The organism is Nonomuraea ceibae, assembly GCF_019396325.1.
GTDB lineage: Bacteria > Actinomycetota > Actinomycetes > Streptosporangiales > Streptosporangiaceae > Nonomuraea > Nonomuraea ceibae.
Genome location: NZ_JAHKRO010000002.1, coordinates 202,889 through 224,578, shown reverse-complemented (window position 1 = coordinate 224,578; position 21,690 = coordinate 202,889). Strand labels below are relative to the sequence as shown.

16 protein-coding genes are annotated in these 21,690 nt (G+C 72.1%); 9 read left to right on the top strand and 7 right to left on the bottom strand.

Translation table 11 applies throughout. The annotated features are described in order from the left end of the window. Positions 1-13 precede the first annotated feature (13 nt). Genes KME80_RS02740 through KME80_RS02715 form a run of 6 tightly spaced genes read right to left on the bottom strand, consistent with a single transcriptional unit; the run spans position 14 to position 4,351 of the window. Entirely contained in the window at positions 14-1,468 is a 1,455-nt protein-coding gene (locus KME80_RS02740) for a hypothetical protein (RefSeq protein WP_219499863.1), read from the bottom strand. Between the two features lie 19 nt (positions 1,469-1,487). Beyond that, complete coding sequence (locus tag KME80_RS02735; protein ID WP_219499861.1) at positions 1,488-1,895, bottom strand: hypothetical protein; 408 nt, start codon at positions 1,893-1,895, stop codon at positions 1,488-1,490. After that, the gene (locus tag KME80_RS02730; RefSeq protein WP_219499859.1) at positions 1,892-3,280 is read right to left on the bottom strand and encodes a WXG100 family type VII secretion target; all 1,389 of its coding nucleotides are present in this window, start codon (positions 3,278-3,280) and stop codon (positions 1,892-1,894) included. Before KME80_RS02730 ends, KME80_RS02735 begins: the two co-directional genes overlap by 4 nt. Beyond that, positions 3,280-3,642 carry a hypothetical protein gene (locus tag KME80_RS02725; protein ID WP_219499856.1) on the bottom strand — a complete coding sequence of 121 codons (363 nt, stop codon included), beginning with the start codon at positions 3,640-3,642 and terminating at the stop codon, positions 3,280-3,282. Before KME80_RS02725 ends, KME80_RS02730 begins: the two co-directional genes overlap by 1 nt. A gap of 36 nt (positions 3,643-3,678) precedes the next feature. Next, a complete protein-coding gene (locus tag KME80_RS02720; protein WP_219499854.1) occupies positions 3,679-3,990 on the bottom strand; it encodes a WXG100 family type VII secretion target in 312 nt (103 codons plus the stop codon). 28 nt (positions 3,991-4,018) lie between these two features. Continuing rightward, entirely contained in the window at positions 4,019-4,351 is a 333-nt protein-coding gene (locus tag KME80_RS02715; protein ID WP_219499852.1) for a WXG100 family type VII secretion target, read from the bottom strand. A gap of 256 nt (positions 4,352-4,607) precedes the next feature. On the opposite strand from KME80_RS02715, the gene KME80_RS02710 reads away from it, so the two are divergent. Both KME80_RS02710 and KME80_RS02705 read left to right on the top strand, forming a co-directional pair. Beyond that, positions 4,608-5,717, top strand: coding sequence for a hypothetical protein (locus KME80_RS02710; RefSeq protein ID WP_219499849.1), 1,110 nt, complete (start codon positions 4,608-4,610; stop codon positions 5,715-5,717). Between the two features lie 35 nt (positions 5,718-5,752). Then, on the top strand, positions 5,753-6,565 hold the full coding sequence (locus KME80_RS02705) for a hypothetical protein (RefSeq protein ID WP_219499846.1): 813 nt from the start codon (positions 5,753-5,755) through the stop codon (positions 6,563-6,565). Here the strand turns inward: KME80_RS02705 and eccB are convergent, their stop codons facing one another. Further along, positions 6,566-7,981, bottom strand: a complete 1,416-nt coding sequence (eccB, locus tag KME80_RS02700; protein ID WP_219499844.1) for a type VII secretion protein EccB — start codon at positions 7,979-7,981, stop codon at positions 6,566-6,568. Positions 7,982-8,079: 98 nt separating this feature from the next. On the opposite strand from eccB, the gene KME80_RS02695 reads away from it, so the two are divergent. From KME80_RS02695 to KME80_RS02665, 7 genes are all read left to right on the top strand, one after another. After that, a complete protein-coding gene (locus KME80_RS02695; RefSeq protein ID WP_246643774.1) occupies positions 8,080-8,952 on the top strand; it encodes an SseB family protein in 873 nt (290 codons plus the stop codon). Further along, positions 8,949-9,344: a UCP033725 family protein gene (locus KME80_RS02690; RefSeq protein WP_219499842.1), complete on the top strand. Its 396-nt coding sequence runs from the start codon at positions 8,949-8,951 to the stop codon at positions 9,342-9,344. Before KME80_RS02695 ends, KME80_RS02690 begins: the two co-directional genes overlap by 4 nt. Positions 9,345-9,497: 153 nt before the next feature. Continuing rightward, positions 9,498-9,833: a YbaB/EbfC family nucleoid-associated protein gene (locus KME80_RS02685; protein WP_246643772.1), complete on the top strand. Its 336-nt coding sequence runs from the start codon at positions 9,498-9,500 to the stop codon at positions 9,831-9,833. Next, complete coding sequence (locus KME80_RS02680) at positions 9,830-10,180, top strand: hypothetical protein (protein ID WP_219499838.1); 351 nt, start codon at positions 9,830-9,832, stop codon at positions 10,178-10,180. Before KME80_RS02685 ends, KME80_RS02680 begins: the two co-directional genes overlap by 4 nt. Before the next feature lie 26 nt (positions 10,181-10,206). Continuing rightward, positions 10,207-20,040, top strand: coding sequence for a cell envelope integrity protein TolA (locus tag KME80_RS02675; protein ID WP_219499837.1), 9,834 nt, complete (start codon positions 10,207-10,209; stop codon positions 20,038-20,040). 215 nt (positions 20,041-20,255) lie between these two features. Next, positions 20,256-20,783 carry a hypothetical protein gene (locus KME80_RS02670; protein WP_219499835.1) on the top strand — a complete coding sequence of 176 codons (528 nt, stop codon included), beginning with the start codon at positions 20,256-20,258 and terminating at the stop codon, positions 20,781-20,783. Continuing rightward, positions 20,776-21,309: a hypothetical protein gene (locus KME80_RS02665; RefSeq protein WP_219499833.1), complete on the top strand. Its 534-nt coding sequence runs from the start codon at positions 20,776-20,778 to the stop codon at positions 21,307-21,309. Before KME80_RS02670 ends, KME80_RS02665 begins: the two co-directional genes overlap by 8 nt. The last annotated feature ends 381 nt before the right edge of the window (positions 21,310-21,690 follow it).

The window sequence follows — 21,690 nt, the reverse complement described above, 5'->3', positions numbered from 1 at the left end:
CCGGGCGAGAGGGTCAGCCCAGTCTCTCCGGCCCCGCCTCCTGGGCGGGGGCGAAGACGTGGCCCTCGGGCTCGTAGAACTCCCGGTTGCGCTCCTGGCCCTCGTTGCCGCCCGCTCCGGCCATCCCGCCGGGCGGGAAGCCCATGAAGCCGTGACCCGTGGCCGCCGGGCCGCCGCGCAGCACGGCAGGGCTCGCCGTCGCCGCCGAACCGCCCGTGCCGTACCACATGCCGGGGCCCTGCTGGCTGCCGATCGGGTTGACGGTGGCCGTCGGCGTCGGCGTGGTGGGCGTGTGCGTGAGCAGGTTCGGCGTGGTGGTGCCGTGCGGGGACGGCGTGGTGGGGGTCTCGGCCAGCTCGGTCCGGGGCTCGCCGCCGATCACCGGGGGAGCGGGCTCCTGCTCGCCCTCCTGGCCCTGGGGATCGGTGGGCTGCTGCTGTTCCGGCTGCTGCTGCCCAGGGGTGTCGCCGGGGCCCGGCTGCTGGCCGTCGGGGCCGCCCGAGCCCTGGTCGCCGTCCGGGCCCGGGCCCTTGCCCGGGTCGGTGGGCCCGGCGCCGTCGCCGGGGCCGGTCGTGTCCCGCGGGGGCGTGGGGGAGCCGCCCGGCTGGTCGCCGCCCTGCGGGCCGCCGCCGGACGAGGACCCCTGGCCGCTCCCGGAGCCCGAACCGAAACCGCCGCCGCCACCGTCGTTGCCGCCGCCGCCGTTCCAGTGCACGGTCGTGCCGGACGGGGTACGGGTCCCGCTGCCGGGGTCCAGAGGCGCCTGCTTGGTGAGGTTCACCTCCAGCGGGGTGATCTCCGGAAGCTCGAAGGCCAGGCCCTCGGCGATGCGGGAGTTGACCTCGGTGATCTTCCGGTTGAGCTCGGCGAGCTGCCTTCTGGCTTCCTCGTCCGGGTCGAAGTTGTTGCGGTTCTGCGACGGGTCGCCGGTCATCCCGCCGCCGGCGCCCTCGTTGAACGACGAGCCGCCGGTTCCGCCGCTGCTGCCACCGCCGTCGCCGGTTCCGCCGCTCGACCCGCCGCTGCTGCCGCCGCTCGACCCGCCGGTGCTGGAGCCGCCCGTCCCGGCGTTCTGCTCGGCGGTGGCCGGCAGCGCGGTGACGCTGGCCTGGTACTCCCTGATGTGCTGGGCGTACGTGCGCATCGGGCCGCCGGTGTCGTTCATGGCCTTGCCCAGCGCGCCCGCGCTCGCGTGCAGCAGGCGCAGCGCGCCGAGGACGGTCTGGCTGGCGTTGTCGCCGTGCCACACCTCGTTCAGCTCCTCGGCGGCCTTCAGGATGGCGCTCTGCACGCCGGCCTCGCCCAGCAGGAGCTTGCCCGCCTCGATGTAGCTCTCCCCGGCCCGGTCGACGGCCTCGGGGTCGGCCTTGCTCAGCCAGCCCGCGACCGTGTCCCTGCTGACCTCGGAGCCGGGCTCGACCGGACCGAGGTCAGCCTTGACCCGGATCGGCTTCCACGCATCGCCCATCGATCATCCCTGCCGATTCTCACGCACTGCTGTCGAGGTGACCGCGTTCGTAGTTGTCAATGGCCTTCTCGACGGCCAACGCCCACTCCTCGATGCAGTCGAGGAAATCGGAATAGCTGCCGCTGAAGACCTCGTACGCCTTGGCGGTGTTGACGCCGAAGCCGGAGGCCACCTCCCACGGGCCGGTCTCGGCGGACCCGACGTTGCTCAGCCCGGCCACGTTGCCGACCGTGCCCGGCCCGCTCCAGGTGGCGCTCATCGAGGCGGGCGCGTTGCCGCGCAGCGTCTCCAGTTCCCTGCGCAGCCGCGAGAGCACGGACCTGACCTCGTCGTGCTTGATGTCCGGACCCCGCCCGTCGGGCTCCATGCCGGGGAAGTTGGGGGCGAGCTCCAGCGACGGCGACTGCCCGCCATCCGGATCACTCATGCCTTCGCCTTGCCTTTCCCGTCGATGAGGTGGTTCGTCGTCGGCACGTCACTGCGGAAGTCGTCCTCGTCCCCGAGCAGGTACGTGGTCCGTTCGCGCTCCTGGCGGTCCTGGCCAGCGGCGGCGCCGCCGGGCGGGATCATCGGGAACATCGGGGAGCCGTTGCCGAGGCCGCGCATCCCCGCCGTGCTCGCGGCGCCGGCCGGGCCGGCGCCGCCTCCGTAGGCGGAGCCGATGCCGCCGTTCTGGCCGGACGGGTAGCCGGTGCCGGGCAGACCGTTGGCGTTGTTCGGGTAGCCGGGCAGGTTCCGGTCGCCGATGCCGGCCAGCGAGGTGTTCGCGTCGTTCGCGCCCAGGCCGTTGCCGTCGCCGACGCCGACGTCCGCGCCGGGGATCTGGGGGCCGTTCGGGAGCCCGGCGTTCACGGTCGAGGACCCGGAGTTCACGCCGCTGCCGGGCAGGCCGGGGCCGCCGGGCAGGCCGGAGCCGTCGCCGGGGAAGCCGGGAGCGCCGGGCACGGATCCGCCGGGGAAGGATTCACCCGGCAGGTTGTCGCCGATCCCGGGGATCTGGTGCTGCCCGGGGTCGAACAGGCCGTCCTGGCCGGGGCCCCCCAGCCCGTCCGGGCCCAGCCCCGACGGGTCGAAGGGCTGGTTCATCCCGTTGGGCAGGCCGCCGCCCGGCAGCCTGGCCTGGTTGAACGGGACGACCGGCGCGTCAGTGGTCAGATTGTCGAACTGCGGGATCTCGGTCCGCAGGTGTGCCGGGAAGACGTTGTTGTTGATCGCGGTGGCCTCGGTCAGCTCGCGCAGATGCTTCTTGGCCCGCTTCATGTTCTTCTCCGCCTCGGACTCGCCGAACAGCTTCTCGCCGAGGCCGTAGACCAGTCCGCCGCCGGTGCCGATGATGCCGCCCTGGGGGCCGCCGAACTTCAGGCCGATCTGGCCGCCCTGGACACCCCGTTCGAGGACCGACGGGTTGTCGGCGTTGTCCGGGATGGCCTCGCCCCTGAACCGCTCCAGCGTGGCCGCGTGCATGTTCAGCGCGGGCGCGATGCCGGACGGGTTGACGGGGCAGAGCTGCTGCGGGTGCTCGCTGATCGTGCGCGACACGTCGGCGGCCGACTCGCGCAGCCGGCGCAGCGCCGTGCGCACCACCTTGGAGTCCTCGCTGTCGGTCCAGCTCGTCTCCAGCGTGCGCATGTGCTTGTCGAGCACGCCGACCAGGTTGTCCAGCCGTTCCTTGGCCGTGTAGAACTCGGTGGCCGCCTCGCGCAGCAGCTCCGGCTTGTTGCCGTTGAGCGCCTCGCGCAGCGCCTCCAGCGTGGTGATCTCCTCCTCGGAGGGCACGAACTGGTACTGGATCTCGCTCTGGTAGTCGACCATCAGGCCTCGGCCGTCCGCTTCGCGCCCTCACCGGCCTGTTCGGCGTTGTCGTAGCCGCGCAACGCCTGGGTGAGCAGCTCGATCATGCTCTCCACCTGCGTCGTGATGTTGTCGTACGACAGCTTGACGGCGCCGATGCCCCGGGTCGTGCTGTTCTGGAATGCCATGGCCGCCGTCCACGGTCCGGTGAGGGCCTTGTCGTCGGAACTGAGCCTGACGACCGCCCCGCCCTCGGCCAGCACGGGCTGGACCTCGCCTTTTCCGCGTTCGGGACGCAACAGTGCGAGGGCTTCGATCAGGTCGGTCCTGGCGGCCTTGATCGCACTTCTACTCAGGTTCACGCCACCGCGGTCGGTGCCCATGCTTTCCCTCCGGTGTCAGCCAGCGGCCGTCGGCTCCTACCTGCCGTCGAAGATCTTGGAGTTGATCATGTCGACCTCGTGCATGTTCATCTTCGTGATGTCGATGTTGCTCTTCAGCAGGTCCACGAACTGCGACATGTCGTTCGCCTCGCGGTTCCACACCTGCCGGACCTCGTCGAATACGGTCTTGGCCGCACCCTGCCAGATCGCGCTCTTCTGCAGCAGCGCGGTCTCCAGCTCGTCGAGCACGGTGACCATCTCGTTGTGCGCCTTGGCGAAGGCCTCCTCGCCGCGGCCGAGGCCCGCGTAGTTGACAAGGGTCCTGTCGAAAGCGTCTTCTGCGGCCATCGCGGCCTCCAGTTCTGTGAGTAGGGGGTCAGCGGGGCGGCTGAGCGCTGATGAGGTTCGCGATGTGGTTCATCGCCTGCTGGCGCTCTTCGTTGAAGGCGGCGACGTTCTTGTTGGTCGTCCCGATGTTCGCGGCCAGCCGCTGCAGGCTCTGGAGGACGACGTCCATCCGCTCGTGCCACTTGATGAGGACGGCGGAAAAGGCGGCCTCCGACTGTCCGGCCCAGGAGACCTTGAGCTCGGCGCCCGCCGTGTCGAGGTTCCGCTGGACGGTGCGCAGCCGGGTGGCGGCCTCCTCGATGAGGTTGACGGCCGCGATGAGGTCGGACGCGCTTACTTGGGTCTGCGGCTCGGCGCCCACAGTGTCCCTCCCTTACCAGTTCGGCTGACTTGGGGCGTCAATCTGGTGTCGGCCCCTTGGTCACATTAGAGAACTATCGTCCCTAGAGTCGCACATGATCAAGTGAAAATCCCATATCCGTCAGGTGGATTCGTGGTGTATTCGCAGGACGTGCACGTTTGGGGCCATGACTGGGGAGATGGGGCTCTTGCCCGAAAAGCTGTACGGACCTGCGGGGCTGGCGTAGCGTATGGGGGCGATGTGACAAGGGGGGCTTGTGGCTGAACCGGATTCCTTCTCGGAGACTCTGCAAGGGCTGGGTGGCGCGGGGCTCCACCCCAGGACCAACGACCCCAAGTTCGTCATGCAGTACACCCGTGTCCGGGACATGGGCACCAACGTGGCGAGCTTCGGTCAGGACCTGACCGAGATGAGCAGCAAGACGCGGGCCATCGACATCACGGAGTTCTCCTTCGGGGTCATCGGCGGCGGGCTCAACGTCGCCCACCGCGCGGTTCGCGACCACGCCGCGGACGCCCTCAAGCAGGGCAAAGAGGTCCTGGAGTCGTGGCGGACCGCGATCAACACCGCCGCCGACAACGGCGAGACGGCCGACAAGGCCAGCAAGCCGCCCAAGCCGAAGGACGACGAGTTCAAGCTGCCCGGCGGGGGCATGAAGCCCATGGGCGGGGCCGGCGACCTGCCGTCGGGCCTCGGCCCCGGCGGCATGGATCCCCTGGACGGCCTGAAGAAGCCGGACGGCCTGAACAAGGACGCCCTCGACCGCCTGGACAAGGACGCTCTCGACGACCTGAACAAGGATGCTCTCGACGGCCTGGACAAGGACGGCCTCGATGACATCAAGAAGCCGGACGACGGCCTGAAGCCCGACGACCTGGACGACCTCGAACGGCCGGGCCCCGACATGCCGGACCGGCCCGACATGAACCTCCCGCAGCAGCCCGACCCCGGCGGCGGGAACCCGCCCGACCTGAACGGGCTGAACCAGCCCACGGGCACCGACCTGGCCGGCGCCGACCCGCGCGTGCCCGGCCTGCCCAACTCCGGCCTCCCCAACGCCGGCCTGCCGAACCTGTCCGGCGGCCCCGACCCGCGCGCCGCGATGCCCCGCACGGGCTCCGGCTTTCCGGAGGGCTTCAGCTCGGGCATGTCCTCGGGCGGCTCGGGCGGGCTCCCGGGCGGGCCGGGCAGCATCGCCCGCGCGCTCAACACCGGGATGCCCCTCTACCCGCCGCCCATGGGAGGCGGCGCCGCGCCGTCCCGCGACGAGCAGGACCGCGAGAAGGGCCCGCTGCTTCCCGAGGACGAGGGCGTCTGGGGAGACGACGAGGACATCGCGCCGGCAGTGATCGGTGGAGAAGGGTAGCTGAGCTGATGGCCTACGAAAACGATCACAGGCTCATGATCTCGGCCGTGGCCGCCGTGGGCGCCGCCTCGGTGATCCTGCCGTACGCCCGCCCGATCGGGATGTTGATGTCCCTGCTCATCTCCGATCCCGCCGAGCAGGATCGGGGGGGCGACCAGTGGCTCGACAAGACCCCTGTGGACGTGGGGCCGGCGGTGGTGGGGCCCGTGGCAGCCGGCAGCAAGCAGGTCCCCGACGGGCGGAGCGCGCACGCGAACGGGGTCACCGACCTGGCCTACGTGCGGGCCGAGCTGAAGCGGCTGGGCAAGGAGATCGGCGAGAACGAGGGCTGGGAGGGCCGGGCGTACACGTCGTTCACCGAGAAGATCAACGTGCTCGACGGGCACCTGGCCAAGCTGGACCAGAACCGGGTGTCCGCCGGCAACGCGCTCAAGTGCTCAGCCGCGTGCTATCACGTCCTGACGCTGGTCTGTGACGCCATCGGGGTGATCCTGCTGGCGCTGGCGGGCTATGTGGCGATCATGCGGCCGACGCCGCCCCCGGCCAACGCGACGGCGGAGGCGACCGCGATCAGCATCGTCGCGCGGTTGCACTTCATGCTGCAGGGGATCATGACCAAGCACCGGAAGCTCATCTACAAGGCCACGCTCATCTTCGGCGCCCTGGCCGTCGGCTACAACCAGTTCTCCCAGGACCTGCCCGGCCTGCAGGCCCTTCCCTCGGAGAAGCCGAACCTGATGGAGGCCAGCGTCCTCTGGGACGCCGCCAAGTCCGACCTGACCGACAACCCGCAGGCGGAGCTCGACCCGGGCAAGATCGAGTCGCCCATGCCGGACTTCGGCTTCTGATCAGCCCGCGGCCGCGCCCACGGGCGTGAGCGCGGCCGCCGGGTCCAGCGGCGGTCCCTGGGGGATGCCGTGCATGAGGCTCGCCGGCACCGGCGCCACGTCGGCCGCGTCGTAGCCGAGCCTGCCGAGCACCTCGGCCGACGGCACCGGGTAGCGGATGCCCTGGTCGGTGATCAGCGACAGCGAGGCGTTCACCGCGCCGAGCTGCCCCTCGCCGGGCAGCAGCCCGGCGACCACCGCGCTCCCCGGCGGGAGCAGAACCTGGTCGAAGCGGTCCTGGTTGCCGGGGGTCGGCGGCGCCGGGATCGTCATCGTGCTGCCGACCGTCACCTTCGCCTTCACCGAGCCGGCCTGCGTGTCGGCGTGGACGAGGCAGAGCGGCACGGTGGCGGGCACGTTGATCGCGCGCGGCATGGTCGCGGGCAGGGTCGGGTCGAGCACGGTCTTCTTCGACGGTGACGCGTTGGCCGACGCGGCGTCGATGGGGATCTCCCTGGCGGCCCTGTTCCCGTACGCCTTCTTGCTGGCCGGGTCCTCCAGCAGGAGCCTGGCCTGCACGGCGGAGATCTGCGCCAGCCCGTCGGGGTACAGCACGTACCAGCGGGCGGCCGTGCCCTGCGCGGCCGGGACCGTGAACACCTGGCCGACCGCGGCGGTGACCTTGCCGCCCGAGCGCACCTTCCGGCCGCGGTAGGGCACGTCGGGGCCGTCGAAGTCGCGGCCGACGGGCAGCGCGTTGAGCCAGGCCGGGGGCACCTTCCTGGGCTGGGCGTCGAGCGCACGCACGCCGTGCGCGGCCACCCGCATGCGGCGGTTGTTCCAGATCACCCAGTTCTGCCGGCCGTCGGTGACGACCATGGCGTCGCCGCCGACCGGCCGCCCGCCGACGTCCTTGCCGCCCACGAGCGTCGTGTACGACTTCTGCCCGCCCGAGCCGGCGGGGCCGTCGACCACGCACACCGACCAGGGCGCCTTGACGAGCTTCTCCCGCACCGGCAGCGAGTCGGGGGCGCCCGAGATGCCGACCATCGGCCCGCGCGCGAAGTCGGCCAGCGAGGCCGAGGTCACGCTGCGGGTGGTGACCTCGCCGGAGCCGAGGATGAGCCGGGCCGAGGCGTAGTTCGCCACCGGCAGCAGCCGCCGCTGCTGCTGGCTGTAGACGTACGCGGCGCCGCTCTCCTCCTCGATGAGGAGCTGCCCCGGGTCGGTGAGCTTGGTGGCGTTGCCCGGGCTCACCAGCCCCCAGATGCCGAACACGGCCAGCACCAGCACGCCCACGAGGATGCCGCTGAACGTGGCCACGTTCTGGCGGCGCATGGGGGACTCCGGAACGTCAGGCTCGCCCTGCAGCAGCGCCATGCCGAGCCGCTGCTGCATCAGCCGGTGAGCTTGGTGGAGATCCTTGTTGGTCTGCATGCTGGGCCCGCGTATCCCCTCATCGGTACCTTTGGTCTCCAATATCCCAGCTTGCACACAGGCGTCGCACCTCACTCCCGCCGATTACTGTGACCTCCGTGGAACCAGCCAGCCCTTTCGAGGAACAGCTCTGGGCGGCGCACGAGGCCGGCCGGATCGACCTGTGCCTGAGCCTCCTGCGCGACGCCGACTTCGCGCTGCCGATCTCCGCCGCCGCGGCGGCCGGCGCCGAACCGCCCCGGTGGGCCACCTACACCGGCCCCGACCGCGTGTGGATGCTCGCCTACACCTCCGTCGAGGCCATGCGGGCGGCCGGCGTCGCCACCGAGCACTGGCGGGTCAGCTCGCTCCCCGAGATGGCCGCCGCCTGGCCCGACCCGCGCTGGGGGCTGGCGGTCAACGCGGGCCTGCCGGTGTGGTTCCCGCTGGAGTCGGGCACCGTGGCCCGGCTGGCCGTGCCCACGCTCGCCCAGGACCTCCTGATCGCGCCGGGGTCGGGCGTGCCCGTCATGCAGAAGGTGCTCGGCCCGGGCGACCTGGACGACCTGCTGACCGGCAACAGCTCGCGGGTGTCGGGCTACTGCCACCACGCCCTGGACGTCTCGCACATCGCCACGCCCACCGTGCTCGCCGAAGCGCTCGGCGCGACGGACAAGCTGACGCCCGAGGGCTCGCTCAACCTGCTGCGCTGGCGTCCGGCCGGCCTCAACCTCTACCGCACCCCGTACGGCGGCCTCGACGAGGAGGGACGTGACGCGGTGGCGGGCTGGGTCGTCGAGGAGCCGCCGTTCGCCGGGATGGGCCTGGTGCCCAACCCCGAGCTGCTCGTGCGCGAGTACAAGATCTACGGCGTCGGGCTGCCGCACGGCGCGGAGATCTGGGAGCTGACCGACGCCGGCACCGAGCACCGGCGCGCGCTCTACCACGGCGACCTGCGGCGCTGGCTGCTGACGGTGGCGGTGACGCCGTGAGCTGGCACCACTACCGCGCGCGCTGGCAGGGCGAGGACTTCGAGGCCAGCCCGGAGCCGCACTCGCTCGAACTGTGGATCAGGCTGCGCAGCGCCGAGCCGCGCGAGGGGTTCGAGGAGGTGGAGCCCGGCTGCCACGTGCTGCCGGTGCCGGCGGAGGAGTGCGAGGCGCTGCACTTCGTCATCACCGTGTGCGAGTGGCGCGGCGAGCCGTTCCACGTGCACGCCGAACGCGACGGCGAGCTGCTGCTGGAGTACGCGGGCGCGTCCGCGCCCCGGGCCGTCGAGCTGGGGCTGGACCGGATCGAACGGGGCGTCTACCGCCGCTGGGTGCCGCGCGCCGAGGCGGCCGATCTTCGTGAGGAGGCCGTGCCCCTCGACGAGATTGTCTAGCCGGGCTCTTGTTACTTGGTATTCATGTGACAGAAACTATCCATACAGTGCGATGTGTCGCATGTGGCGCTATTGGGTGGGAGTGTCATGGAGGCAGCGAGCCGCTCGGCTGCGGGGATGCAGGCATACGCCGACGAACTCAGGACGATGTTCATGCGCTTGCAGGACGAGGGCATGGAGCTGCACACGCGGGCCAAGGAGCTGCGCGTGACCGAGAAGTCGCCCGACGGCCTCGTCAGCGTGACCGTCGGCTCCCGGGGTGAGCTCGTCGGCCTCGACCTCGACCCCCGCGTCTACCGCCGCCCCGACGCCCGCCACCTGGCCGACACCATCGTGGAGACCACCCGCCGGGCCGAGGCGCGGCTGCGCGAGAGCATCGTGGAGATCTTCGCGCCCGTCGTGCCGCCCGAGCAGATGCGGGCCCACATCGACGGCGACGTCGAGGCGATCTTCCAGGTGTTCGCGGGTGAGGAGGGAGAGGCCCGATGAACATGTGGGACGAGTCCTCTGTCGTCAAGTCCGTCGTCGACCGCGGCATCACCGAGTGGAAGACGATGGCCGGCGACCAGGAGCGCGAGTGCGCCGACCTGATCGCCGAGGTGCAGAAGTGCCTGGACGCCCAGCCGTGGGGCACCGGCACCGAAGGCAAGGCCTTCCTCACCTCTCACGTGGGCGTCAACGGCGGACCCGAGACGATCACCAAGTGCAAGAAGCTCCTCAAGGAGATCGCCGACGCCGGTGACGCCGTCCGCATCGTCGTCGACAACACCCTCCAGGCGCACGCCGACATGGCGGCCGACCTGCGCCGCCAAAAAGCGATGATCGCGGAGGTGTGAGGGCGACGGACTGAACGGGAACATCCGTGACGACTGGTGGCAATGTCCACGTCCAGGGGCCCAGCGGCCTGCCCGCCCAGCACATCGCGGTGCGGATCGACCGGGACACCGAGCCCGTGTGGGAGACCGAGGTCTTCCCCGACTGGCTGAACTACTTCCTGCTGCCCATGCTGTCGGCCGGCCAGATGTGGCCGAGGGCCAGCGAGAAGGGCATGTCCGCGCTGGCCGTCGCGTACGAGAAGCTGGCCGAGGGCACCGACAAGCACGCCGTCGCCGCCGGCACCGCCGCGCGCACCATCGTCGACGGCATGTACGCGCCGCCGACCGCCGAGTTCGTCAACCGGGCCAAGTTCCTGTACGGCGAGAGCGCCGGGCTGGCCGGCGTGCACAAGAACTGCTGCGGCCACGCCTCCCACGCGAGCGACTTCGCTGTCGAGACCCAGTACTCCAAGATCTCGATCAACGTCGCCTTCTGGATCACGGTCGTCGCTATCGCCATCGCGGTCTACGTCTCGTTCTTCACCGCCGGGTCCGGCGCCCGGCTGATCGGGCCGTACTCGGCGGCCTGCCGCGCGGCCGTCAGCCGCATCCTGGCCCGCCTGGCCGCCGTCGGCGGGCGCAAGGCCGCCGCCGGACAGCTCGGCCGGGTCACGACGCTCAGCGGGGCCACCGGCAAGATCGTGCTCGCCCGGCTGCTGGCCAGCCCCCTCGGCCGCGAGCTCACCGAGGAGATGGGCGAAGAGGGCTTCATCGACTGGTTCACCCAGCGGATCCAGATCGACAAGGGCACCCGCAAGTTCTTCGACTGGGCGCGGTTCAAGGCCTCGCTGATCGGCGCCGGAGCCGGCGCGTGGATCGGCACGAAGGTCGCCGGGCCCCTCTCCCGCGTCACCCGGCGCGTGGGCGGCTTCGCCGGGAGGGCGCTCAACACCGGCCTCAACAACATGATCGCCTCGCCGCTCGGCAGCTTCGTCGCCAACGCCGCCGTCTACGGGCGGATGGAGAACCCGTTCACCGCCGAGGCGATGATGGGCGGGTTCCTCGGCGGCGTCGGCCGCACCGGCACCATCAGCCCGTTCAACCCGGACGTCCTGTCCGCACTGACCCACCCGACCAGCGCCCTGGCGTCCGCGCAGGACGCCGCCGCCCGCTCCGACGCGGCCCGCTCCGGCGGCACCCCGCCCGGCGGCGACCCCGGCAGCAACACCACGTCGTCCAACGGGCCCGCCAACGGCCCCGCCGGCCCCGCCCCGGCCGGGCCCGCGCCCTCAGCGCCGAACTCCACCACCACGCGGGGCGGCGCCCCGGCCGGGTCGTCCGCCTCGGACGGCGCCCGCTCCTCCGGCTCCGACACCGACACGCGGACCAACCGCTCGCAGGACGACAACGCGGCGGGCCGCCGCGGGCCCGCCACGCCCGACGCCGACTCCCGTACCCGCTCCTCGCAGCCCGCCCCCGACGAGGACCGGGAGGAGGAGCGGCAGCAGGAGCCCGCCGCGAACGCGGCCCCGGCGCCCACCGCGACCCCGGCCTCCACCACCTCGACCAACTCCGCTGCGGCTCCGGCGTCCACCGACGACACGACCCCCGCCCCTGACGCGGCCCCCGCCCCAGACGAAGCCCCCGCTCCCGACGCGGCGCCCACTCCCGACGAGGCCCCCGCCCCGGACCCCGCCTCCACCCCGGAGGCCGCGCCCGCCGCCGAGGAGCGGGTGCCGGTCAAGGACGCGATCCCGGCCCCCGCCAACGCGCCCGCGCACGTCACCGGCGCGCACACCGCCCTGCTGGACGCGGCCGAGACGAACTTCCCCACCATGCTCGCCACCCGAGGCGGCGACCTGGTCCTCAGCGTGGACAACAGCGAGCTGGTGATCCCCGCCTCCACGGTGAACGCCGTGCGGACCGCCCTGGAGGAGCGCGCCGCGCAGGGCATCGACCAGGCCCGCCTGCGCATGGACGCGACCCTGCTCCTGGTCCAGGCCGCGAGCAGGCCCAGCATCGACACCGCCCCGCAAGCCCGGACGAACGAGGACGGATCCCAGGCGGCACGCCCCACCCGGAGCAAGCCCGGCACCGTCACCTCGCGCGCCCTGCCCGGCACCCGCTTCGTCCCGGACGGCCGCACGGACGGCACCACGCTGACCGACGCCGAGGTGAAGGCGGGCGTGGACGCGCTGCGCCCCCACCACTTCCGCACCGAGGGCGTCACGGGCTGGAGCTGGTCCGCCGACGGCTCCACGCTGCTCGTGCGCACCCGCCAGGGCATCCACCACTTCCGCCCGGTGATCGGCCGCCTCGACGCGTCCCTCATGGGCCGCACCGAGGTCAACGCCGGGACCAGCAGCGCCGAGGCGCACGTCGTCCACCTCGCCCGCGGCATGGCCGCCGACCAGGTGGCGCGCACCATGCTGCACGAGATCACCGACACCCTGCACCACCTGCATGCCCCGGAGAAGCAGGGGGTGGTGCGCCGGATGCTGTCACGCGGCAGGATGCGCGAGACGCAGGACCTGTGCGTGGCCGCCCGGATGAACGAGCTCGGCTACCTCGTCGAGCAGTGGCAGCAGGCCACCAACTCCCGAGAGCAGCGGAGGCTCGTCGCCGACATCGACGGGGTGATGGCCGACCTGGCCACGCGCGGCCACGCCGCGCCCCCGCTGCCCTTCACGCCCACCCCGGCCGAGCAGCCGCCGCGCGTGCCCGGCGTCCCCGACGGCACCCCCGACCTCCTGGAGATCCGCCGCCTGGTCGACTTCTTCCACCAGGCGGAGGACAACCTGACGCAGCAGGTCGCGTCCAAGAAGAAGACCGCCCAGGAGGCGCGGAACAAGGCCAAGGAGTCCGCCGAGGCGGCGAAGAAGGCCCGTAAGCAGCGCGACCAGGGCAAGCAGGTGCGCGTGCGCAAGGCGCTGGCCGAGGCAAAGGGCCACCGGGCCAAGGAGGCCAGGCACCTGCGGATGGCCGAGCGTTACGAGAGGACGCGGACCGCCGCCCAGGCGGCCGAGCGCGCGTACCGGACGCTGCGGGTGGACCCCAGCAAGGAGAACCTGGCGAAGGCCAGGCAGGCCCACCGGGCCTACCTGGTCGCCCGCGCCGCCACCCAGCCGGCCGCCGACAGCCGGACCACCGCGATGCCCACGTCCCGGATCGCCCACCTGACCAAGCTCACCGAGGCGGTCAACGAGCTGCTGGAGGGCAAGGGCGTCAGCCACCGCTACACCATCAACGAGCTCGAGACCGCGATCCGGCAGAACTTCCACAAGGTGCTGAGCGAGGACGGCCTCGTGCTGCGGCCCGGTGTCGGCAAGGACGCGGCCGAGGTGCGGCTCAAGCTCACGCTCAGCGACCTCGTCGAGGTGTTCGAGCCGTCCGTGATCGCCTCGGAGATCATGGTCGGCATGTTCGTCCTGGGCGGCCGGACGGTCAACGGCACCGCGGCCAACAGCGGCGGCCTGGCGCCGAACTTCGACACCGGCATCCTGACGCCGATGCTGCCCGAGGACTCGTTCCTGCAGATGGCCAACCAGTTCCTCGGTGCGGGATTCGGCGTCAACGCCGGCCGCAGCGCGAGCGTCACCGGCGGCGCCGGCCCCGCCTTCCAGTCGGGCTCCGTCGTCGACAACCGCAGCGAGTCGATGCTGTACGAGGGCACGGCCACCTGGACGGCGGAGATCCGCGTGCCCGGCTCGCGCACCTGGGAGGGCCGCGTCACCGTGAGCTCCGGCGCTCCCGCCGACGCCGCAGGCCAGCGGGTGTGGTTCACGCACCCGCACGTCGAGCCGCCGCCCCGGAACGTCACCAGGATCGACCCCGACAAGCGCGACCCCGAGCTCCGGAACGTCACCGTCACCGGCATGACCGGTCTCGAAGGCGCCCTCGACATGGTCGCCGACCACCTCGGCGGCGACTACGCCACGGTCGGCTCCATCGCGCACCACAACCTGCGCACGACCCTCGTCGACGAGCTGCCGATGGCGCTGCGCGAGGCGGTCAACGGCGGGTTCAGGCGGCCCCTCACCGTCGGGGGACGCACCGACGTGCGCATCAGGGTCGACACCAGGATCGTCCAGGTCCCCGACAGCCCGCTGGTGGGCCAGCCCAGCTCGGACGAGTGGGAGGAGGAGGTGCTCATCGACTTCGCCAACGTCCCCGGCGGGGCGTCGGCGGGCGGCTCCACCGGCCTCAGCGCCTCAGCCAAGCTCAAGATCCACCGGCTTGAGGACCTCGACGTCCTGGGGCCCCTGGGCGAGTTCGAGCCTTCCATCAACCCCAAGGCCGAAACCGGAAGATCGGCCTCGCACTCCCACTCGTCGACCGCCAACCAGCAGGCCATCCACCCGAGCGTGCACCGCAAGAAGGGCCCGCGGCAGTCGTACAAGCTCATGATGGTCCACTCGATCACCGTCGAGCGCCCCGGCCAGGCCCCCGTCACCCTCCCGGACGTCGACAGCACCGCGCTGGTCGCCATGCAGGAGTCGGCCGCCTACCGGTTCGGCCTGCCCGTCGACGAGGGCGCGCTCCTCCGCAAGGACGGCAAGGTGGTGATCGGGGCCGACGGCATCCCGGTGCTGCGCGGCGACCCCATCCCCGAGGTGCCCGAAGGCCGCACGGCCGGACTGCCCCCCACGATGGGCGACCAGCCCGGCCAGCTCCGCGGCGCCGGCCCGGCCCTCGTCCAGGAGGTCCTCGGGATGGACGAGGTCGCCCAGGACGTCCTGAGCGACCTCGGCGAGCGCGGCGTGGTGCCGAAGATCGTGAACGGCGAGTTCGTGTTCTCGGACAACGAGCTGGAGCTCGCGAGCCAGATCCACAACCTGCGCGAGGTCCTCACCCAGCTGTCGGCCCGGCGCATGCAGGCCGGCTACGACCAGGCGGCGCAGGACGGACTGCACTTCGACCTGGTACGGCACCGCCCCAACCGCACCTCCGAGCACTACACCGTGCACATCCAGCTCAAGCAGGACTTCAAGGACTTCACCTACATCGGCTACACCGACGCGGAGGCGGTGGTCTACCTCGACATCGGCTCCGACACCTCCGGGCGCGGCTTCAGCCGGTCCAGGACGTACCCCGGCAAGGTCGGGCTCGCCGAGAGCGACGCGCCGGGGGAAGGCCAGAACGGCTTCGGCCACGAGGTCAACGGCAGCTACAGCCGTGGATACAACCGGAACGTCGGCTCCAGCCACGGCGGCACGCAGAACATCGTGACGCTGGGCGAGAGCGGCGACATCGTCGGCGTGTACACCATGCGGCACCGCGTGATCGTCGAGCTGGAGCACAACGGCAAGCGCGAGCAGATCTCCTCCCGCAAGGGCGAGGCCAAGCTCGTCATCGCCGCCGACCTCATGCCCGCGAAGAACCCGAAGCAGGCGCCGGTGGGCAAGCTGTCCGCCAAGGTGCTGGCGCGGACCAAGATGCTGCACCTCGACCCCGGCAACGCGCTGGCCGCCGCCCGGGAGGTGCTGCCGAGGGCCATGCGCAGCGACTCGCCCGCCTTCCACCACTTCGCGGGCCTGGTCAACATGCGCAACCTCGCCGGGCACCGCGAGTGGGAAGACGACGCGTACAGCAGCGAGACCGGCATCCGCACCCGCGGCACCACCACCCGCTCCTTCCTGTCCGTGAAGGGCGAGTACGGCGCCGCCGAGGTGGTCGGCGTCGTCGACCACGTCAGCGGCGACATCAAGTTCGGCATGGGCAGCGCGGGCGTCAGCTACGGCGGGTCCGTGAGCCGGAACACGAGCCTGTCCGCGAGCGGGACCGACCACGACGACGGCGGCACCACCAACGACGGCGGCAAGCTGTCGTTCCCCTCCGTCTCCAAGTCGACGTCCACCTCGATCTCGCAGCTCGACATCTGGGGCACCGAGGAACTCACGATCGAGACCGGCCGGCACTACGTCATCCGCGCCGACGTCGGCTTCACGTACACCGGCAACGAGACCGTCCCCGACGGGGTCACGCCCAGGGCCGCCCGCCCGGCCCACAGCCGCGGCGCCGCCCTGCTGACGATCCCCGAGTACGACGCCCTGCTCCTGTACTCCGACGACGACCTCGACCTGCCGCTGCACCTCGTGGCCGACGCGGTCGAGCGGTTCATCAACGGCAGCCTCACCCTGGACCGGACCCTCGCCACCGCGCTCCTCACGCGCTACACCAAGGCCCTGGCCGACGCCCGCGCCGCCGGGGAGGACCTCGGCCTGGCCGAACAGCACACCCCACACGCCCTCCTCACCGCGCTCAGGAAGGTCGTCGAACCGCAGCAGCCGGCCAAGCAGCGGCGCAAGGGCAAGGGGCAGACGGCGCAGAGCGGGCCCAGCGGGCACCAGTCCGCGCAGAACCAGAGCACGCCGCAGCGCGAGCGGCGCATGCCCATGCACAAGCAGCTCGCCCGCCTGCTGTCGCGAGCCAGGGACCTCATCCAGCAGAGCCGCGAAGTCGTGCTGGCCCGGCCGTACCAGAACGCGATGGGACTCAGCCTCATGGAGTCCCTCACCGCCAAGGACAAGAGCGGCAAACGCGTCCAGCTCCGCGACGAAGTCCTCAACATGCTCGAAGAGGTCGCGCCCGAGGTGCTGAAGGCCGCCCCCACCCTGCGCAGGGAAGTGGCGGTCGACTTCGCCCGCACCCGCACCGAGATCCGCGTCAACGACATGTGGAGCCGGAACGGCTACAGCAAGACCTACAACGCGCTCGGCGACCTGACCAGCGGGGTCGCCGAGGAGATCACGGTCAGGGTGCGGATGGTGCCCAAGCACGGCGCCGACCGCGCCGAGCTGATCGGCCACACCGACGCCGCCGGCGCCATCAAGCAGTTCTACCGCTACACCGACGTCACCGAGTCCGAAGGGTTCAACGGCTCACACGCCTTCGGCGCCGACTTCAGCGGCAAGGAGGAGACCGACACCGGCGGCGTCAGCGCCTCGACCGACCTCACGAAATCCTTCGGCGCGACGCGCGGCCGGCAGATCGTGCGGCTCCAGCGCATCGCCCTGTTCCTCGGCCTCGACCGGGTGCGGCAGGAGATGGACCTCGTCGTCGAGATCGAACGGAGACCGCTGCCCGGCGGCAAGGTCCGCTCGGTCGCCCAGAAGGCGAGCGGCGCCGTCAGCCGCAAGACCCGCGAGGTACGGCGCACCTACGACGCGGTCGTGGTGCGCCGCATCCCCACCGGCATGATCCGGCCCGCCGACGCGAACGTGACGGAGGCCCCGCCGGTCATCGACCCCCGCCGCGCCGAACTGCCCCGCGGGTACTTCCCGGAGTCGCTGTTCACCGACGCCGGCAAGCCGACGCTGCTGGAGGTCGTCAGCGGCCAGCTGGAGAAGATGGTCGGCCGCGCCACCGTGGCCGCGCGCATGGGCGAACTGACCAGCCGCCTGTCCGTGGACGCGCTGATCAGCGTGTTCGAGCGCATGTCCAGGCCCGGCGGCGAGGTGGTCGTGCCCCTGGGCCGGCAGGGCGCCCGCAACCAGGGCGTCGACGTGACCATCGAGGCGCACACCTCCGACATGCAGGTCTACAGCGGCCCGTTCACGGGAGAGAAGGGCGAGGTCGACCGCGAGGCGACCAGCATGAGCGTGACCGTGGGCCGCGGCCGCTTCGCCCCCATGAGCGGAGGCGCCAACGGCGGCATGATCCCCGAGGCGGGGATCGGCCTCGGCGCGTCCCTGGGCGAGCAGTCCGCGGAAAGCGTCACCGAAACCAGCGGCGGCCGCGTCGAACGCAGCGAGTTCCGCAACGGGGCGCTTTACACCGTCCGCCTCCGCGTCGACTACGACCTCACCTTCCAGCACGTACGCCGCCTGCCCGGCGGCCCGCCCACCCCCATCGGCGACGCCGTCACCATGCGGCACGCCACCGGCGGCGAGATCTTCGTGACCCTCTTCGGCGAGGAGATCAACGAGATGCGGGCGCGCATGGAAGCGGGCATCCGCGTCGCCCCGCCGTCCTCCGTCCGCGAGACGTTCCGCGCCACGGGCACCCGCCAGGGACTGATCCCGCAGCTCACCGACGCCCGCCTGGAAGCGCGCGACCGCGGCGCCGTCGCCGTCGTCACCGTGACCGAGAACGGGGTCCCGCGCCGCTACTACGCCCACCCCGACGGCTCCGTACGCAGCGAGACCTTCGACGGCGGGTTCGCCGAGGCGTTCGCCACCCTGCCCCCCGACGTGCTCACCCTGGCCGAGAGCACCGGCCTCGACCTGCGCGCCGTCTTCGACACCTCGCAGGACCCGGGCACCTTCACCGACCAGGTGCTCAAGGCCCTGGAGAACAACGGGCACAACCGCCCCGCCGAGCCCAAGCCCGTCTACCCCTACAAGGCAGCCGCCGCGGAGAACCCGGCCGCCGCGGCCGGCACGCCCGGCGGCGGCTCCGCCACCTCACCCTCGTCCGGCCCCGGCACCTCTGTGACCTCGCCCGAGCTCCCCGCCACACCCCTCGACGCCGCCGCCCGGCCCGACGGGACCGAGGACCTCTCCCTGACCGAGATCCAGGCCCAGAACGTGTCGCTGACCGACTTCGGCGGCGCCGTCCGCAGCCTCACCTGGTCCGGCGACACGCTCCAGGTCGAACTGCCGTCCGGCGCCGTCCACCACGTGCGCGTGACCGTCGGCGACCCCGGCCCGGGCCTGACCGGCCGTACGCACCTCCGCACCGGCACCACCGCCGACGAAGCGCACGTCATGGTCCTCGCCCCGCGCCTCCACCCGGACGTCGTGTCGTCCGTCCTGGTGCACGAGATCACCCACCTCGCCCAGGACGGCGCCGCCCGCGCCGCCGGCCGGCCCCAGGGCGTCGTCCGCTCCTTCCTCGCCGCCCTCTCCTCTCGTGGCGAGCCGGTCGTCGACCACTGCCTGACGCCGCGCCTCAACGAGCACGCCCACCTGTCCCGCAAGTGGCACGCCGCCACCGACACGCCGACCCGAGACCGCCTCGCGCAGGCGATCGACGCCGTCGCCGCCGACCTCACCCGCCGCGGCCACACCCCGCCCCCGGCGCCCTGGGCCGGCGCCCCCCAACCCCGCAGCCGGATAGCGAGCCTCCTCAACTGGGGCGCCACCACCGCACCCGCCCCCGCCCCCGTCAGCCTGGCGACGCTTCCGCTGACGGCCGTCGTCCGCGCGGTCGAACGAGGCGCGGCGATCGCCGGCGCCCGCGCCCACCACCACGGCGACGGCCGGATCACCCTGGAGATCCCCGGCCGCCCCCCGACCGACCTCCAGATCCGCCCCGCGACCCCAACCCCCCGCATCCCCGGCGCCCCCACCCCGAACGGCACCCGGGGCCCCGCAGCCTCCCCGAACGACACCCGGGCCTCAGGAGCCTCCGCGAACGGCACCCAAGCCCCCGGAGTCGGTACGAACGGCTCCCAGGCCCCCGGAATCGGTACGAACGGCTCCCGGACCTCCGGGGACACGTCGAGCAACCCCGTGGTCATCGAGCTCGACCCGTACGCCACGGTGGACGTCAGCGAGCGCGCCGCGGCAGCCATCGCGGCCGGGGCGGCGGCCCGGGCGGCCGGCGACCCCCGGATGGCCGCCCACTTCCAGGCCGTCGCCCAGCTTGCCGAAGCCGCACGCCAGGTCCGCACCTCCATCCCCGCCGAGCGCTCGGCCCGCATCGACACCCTGCTCACCCTCGCCGCGCGCGCCGACATCAGCTACGCGATCCCGCCCAGCCTCGCCGCCGAGCTGATCGCCCTCATGAAGGACACGCCCAAACGCCACCGCAGCGAGAAGTGGCGCCCCTACCGCAAGCTCACGAACGTCACCGGCTGGTACCCGGACTGGGAGGAATGCGACTGCCGCGACGACGAGCCGTGCCAGTGTGCCCCCACCCCCGTGGCGACGGCATGATGGGACCCCGGGACCTCCGGGACCGGGACTTCCGGGACCGGGACTTCCGGGATCGGGACTTCCGGGACCGGGACTTCCGGGATCGGGACTTCCGGGATCGGGACCTCCGGGATCGGGACCTCCGGGATCGGGACCCCCGGGATCGGGACCCCCGGGACCGAGACTCCCGGGACCGAGACCTCCGGGAGCGGGACCCGCGGGACGAAAGGACGGCAATGGCATTCGCGGTGGCACGCACCAGGGACGAGGCGCACCTCTACCTCGACCTGCACCCGTGCGAGACGTGCGGTTCTGCGGAAACCACCTGGGACAGCGGCCTGACCACGGTCGACGGCACGCTGGTCAGCCGCTACGCCGGCGACTGCGGCGAGTGCGGCACGAGCCGCGAGTTCCTCTTCGGCCTGCCGGAACGCCCGATCCCGCCCGACGGCTATCCGACGTTCGGCGCCGCCGAGCCCTCCGAACTCCTCGACGCCGGCGAATGGCTCTGGGTCGCCGACCTCACGGCCGGCCACGTGCCCGCCGACGACCGGGCCGAAGCCCACCGCGCCCTGTCCATCGCGGCCGCCGCCGTCGGCGAGGCCATCAAGTTCGTCCCGCCCGGCCAGGACGAGGTGCCCGACGACGCGTTCTGGTCCGAGCGCGGCCTGGAGATGCGCGCCGCCGAACCCGGCCGCTTCCACCTCGACCGCCTCCTCATCGTCCGCGACACCTACCGCGACCTGGCGGCCCAGCATGCCTGACTACGCCCGCTCCCTGGTTGAGGCGTACGTCTACCTCGACATCACCAGCCCCGGAGCCGAACGCGTCGTCACCGAGCAGGACGACGACTGGCTCGTCCGCGCGGGCGACGCCGAGATCGTCGTCCCCTTCGTCTCGGAAGAAGAGGCCCGCCTCGAGGACGCCACCTTCGGCCTGGGCCTCTCCGAGCTGATCGACCTGGGCCAATGGGTCCTCATCGCCGCCACGTACGCGGACCGCGCCCTGGAAGGCGGCCTCCTCTACTCCGCCGACACCACCGTCGACGAGCGCTACCACGACGTCGTCGCCGACTGGCGCTTCGCCGCCGACGCCGTCGCCGAGGCGCTCAAGTTCGTCCGCTCCGACGGCACCCCGCCCCCGCCGGAGGCGTTCTGGACCGACATGGGCAGAGCGGCGTACGAGGACAACCCCGAACGCTTCACGTACGAGGCTCTGGTGGACGACCTCGCCTACTACCGCGACAGCCTCACCAACTTCCAACGCCTCCACCAACCCCCCGACCAGTAACCCGCCTCCCACCCTCCCCACCGCCTCGGGTCTCCGCCTCGGGTCTCCGCCTTGCGCTCGCTACGGGTCCTTCGCCACGGCCCTGTGCCCCTGCCCCCCTGTCACGGGCCTCCGCCTCGGGCCTTCGCCTCGGGCTTCTGCCGCGGGCCTCTGCCTCGGGCCTCCGCCTTGGGCTTCCGCTTCGCGCCCCGCCACGGCCCCCTGCCCCCTGTCACGGGCCCCGCCGCCGGGCACGCTGTCACTGGACGCCCTGCCACCGGGTGTGGCCTTCTGGCGGGACGCTGCCATTGGCGGAGCTTCCCGTGCGCGCTGCCAGCGCCCCGGCCCCTTGATCGACGCCCTGTCAGTGGACGGGCCTGCGCCGGCACGCTGCCCACGGGG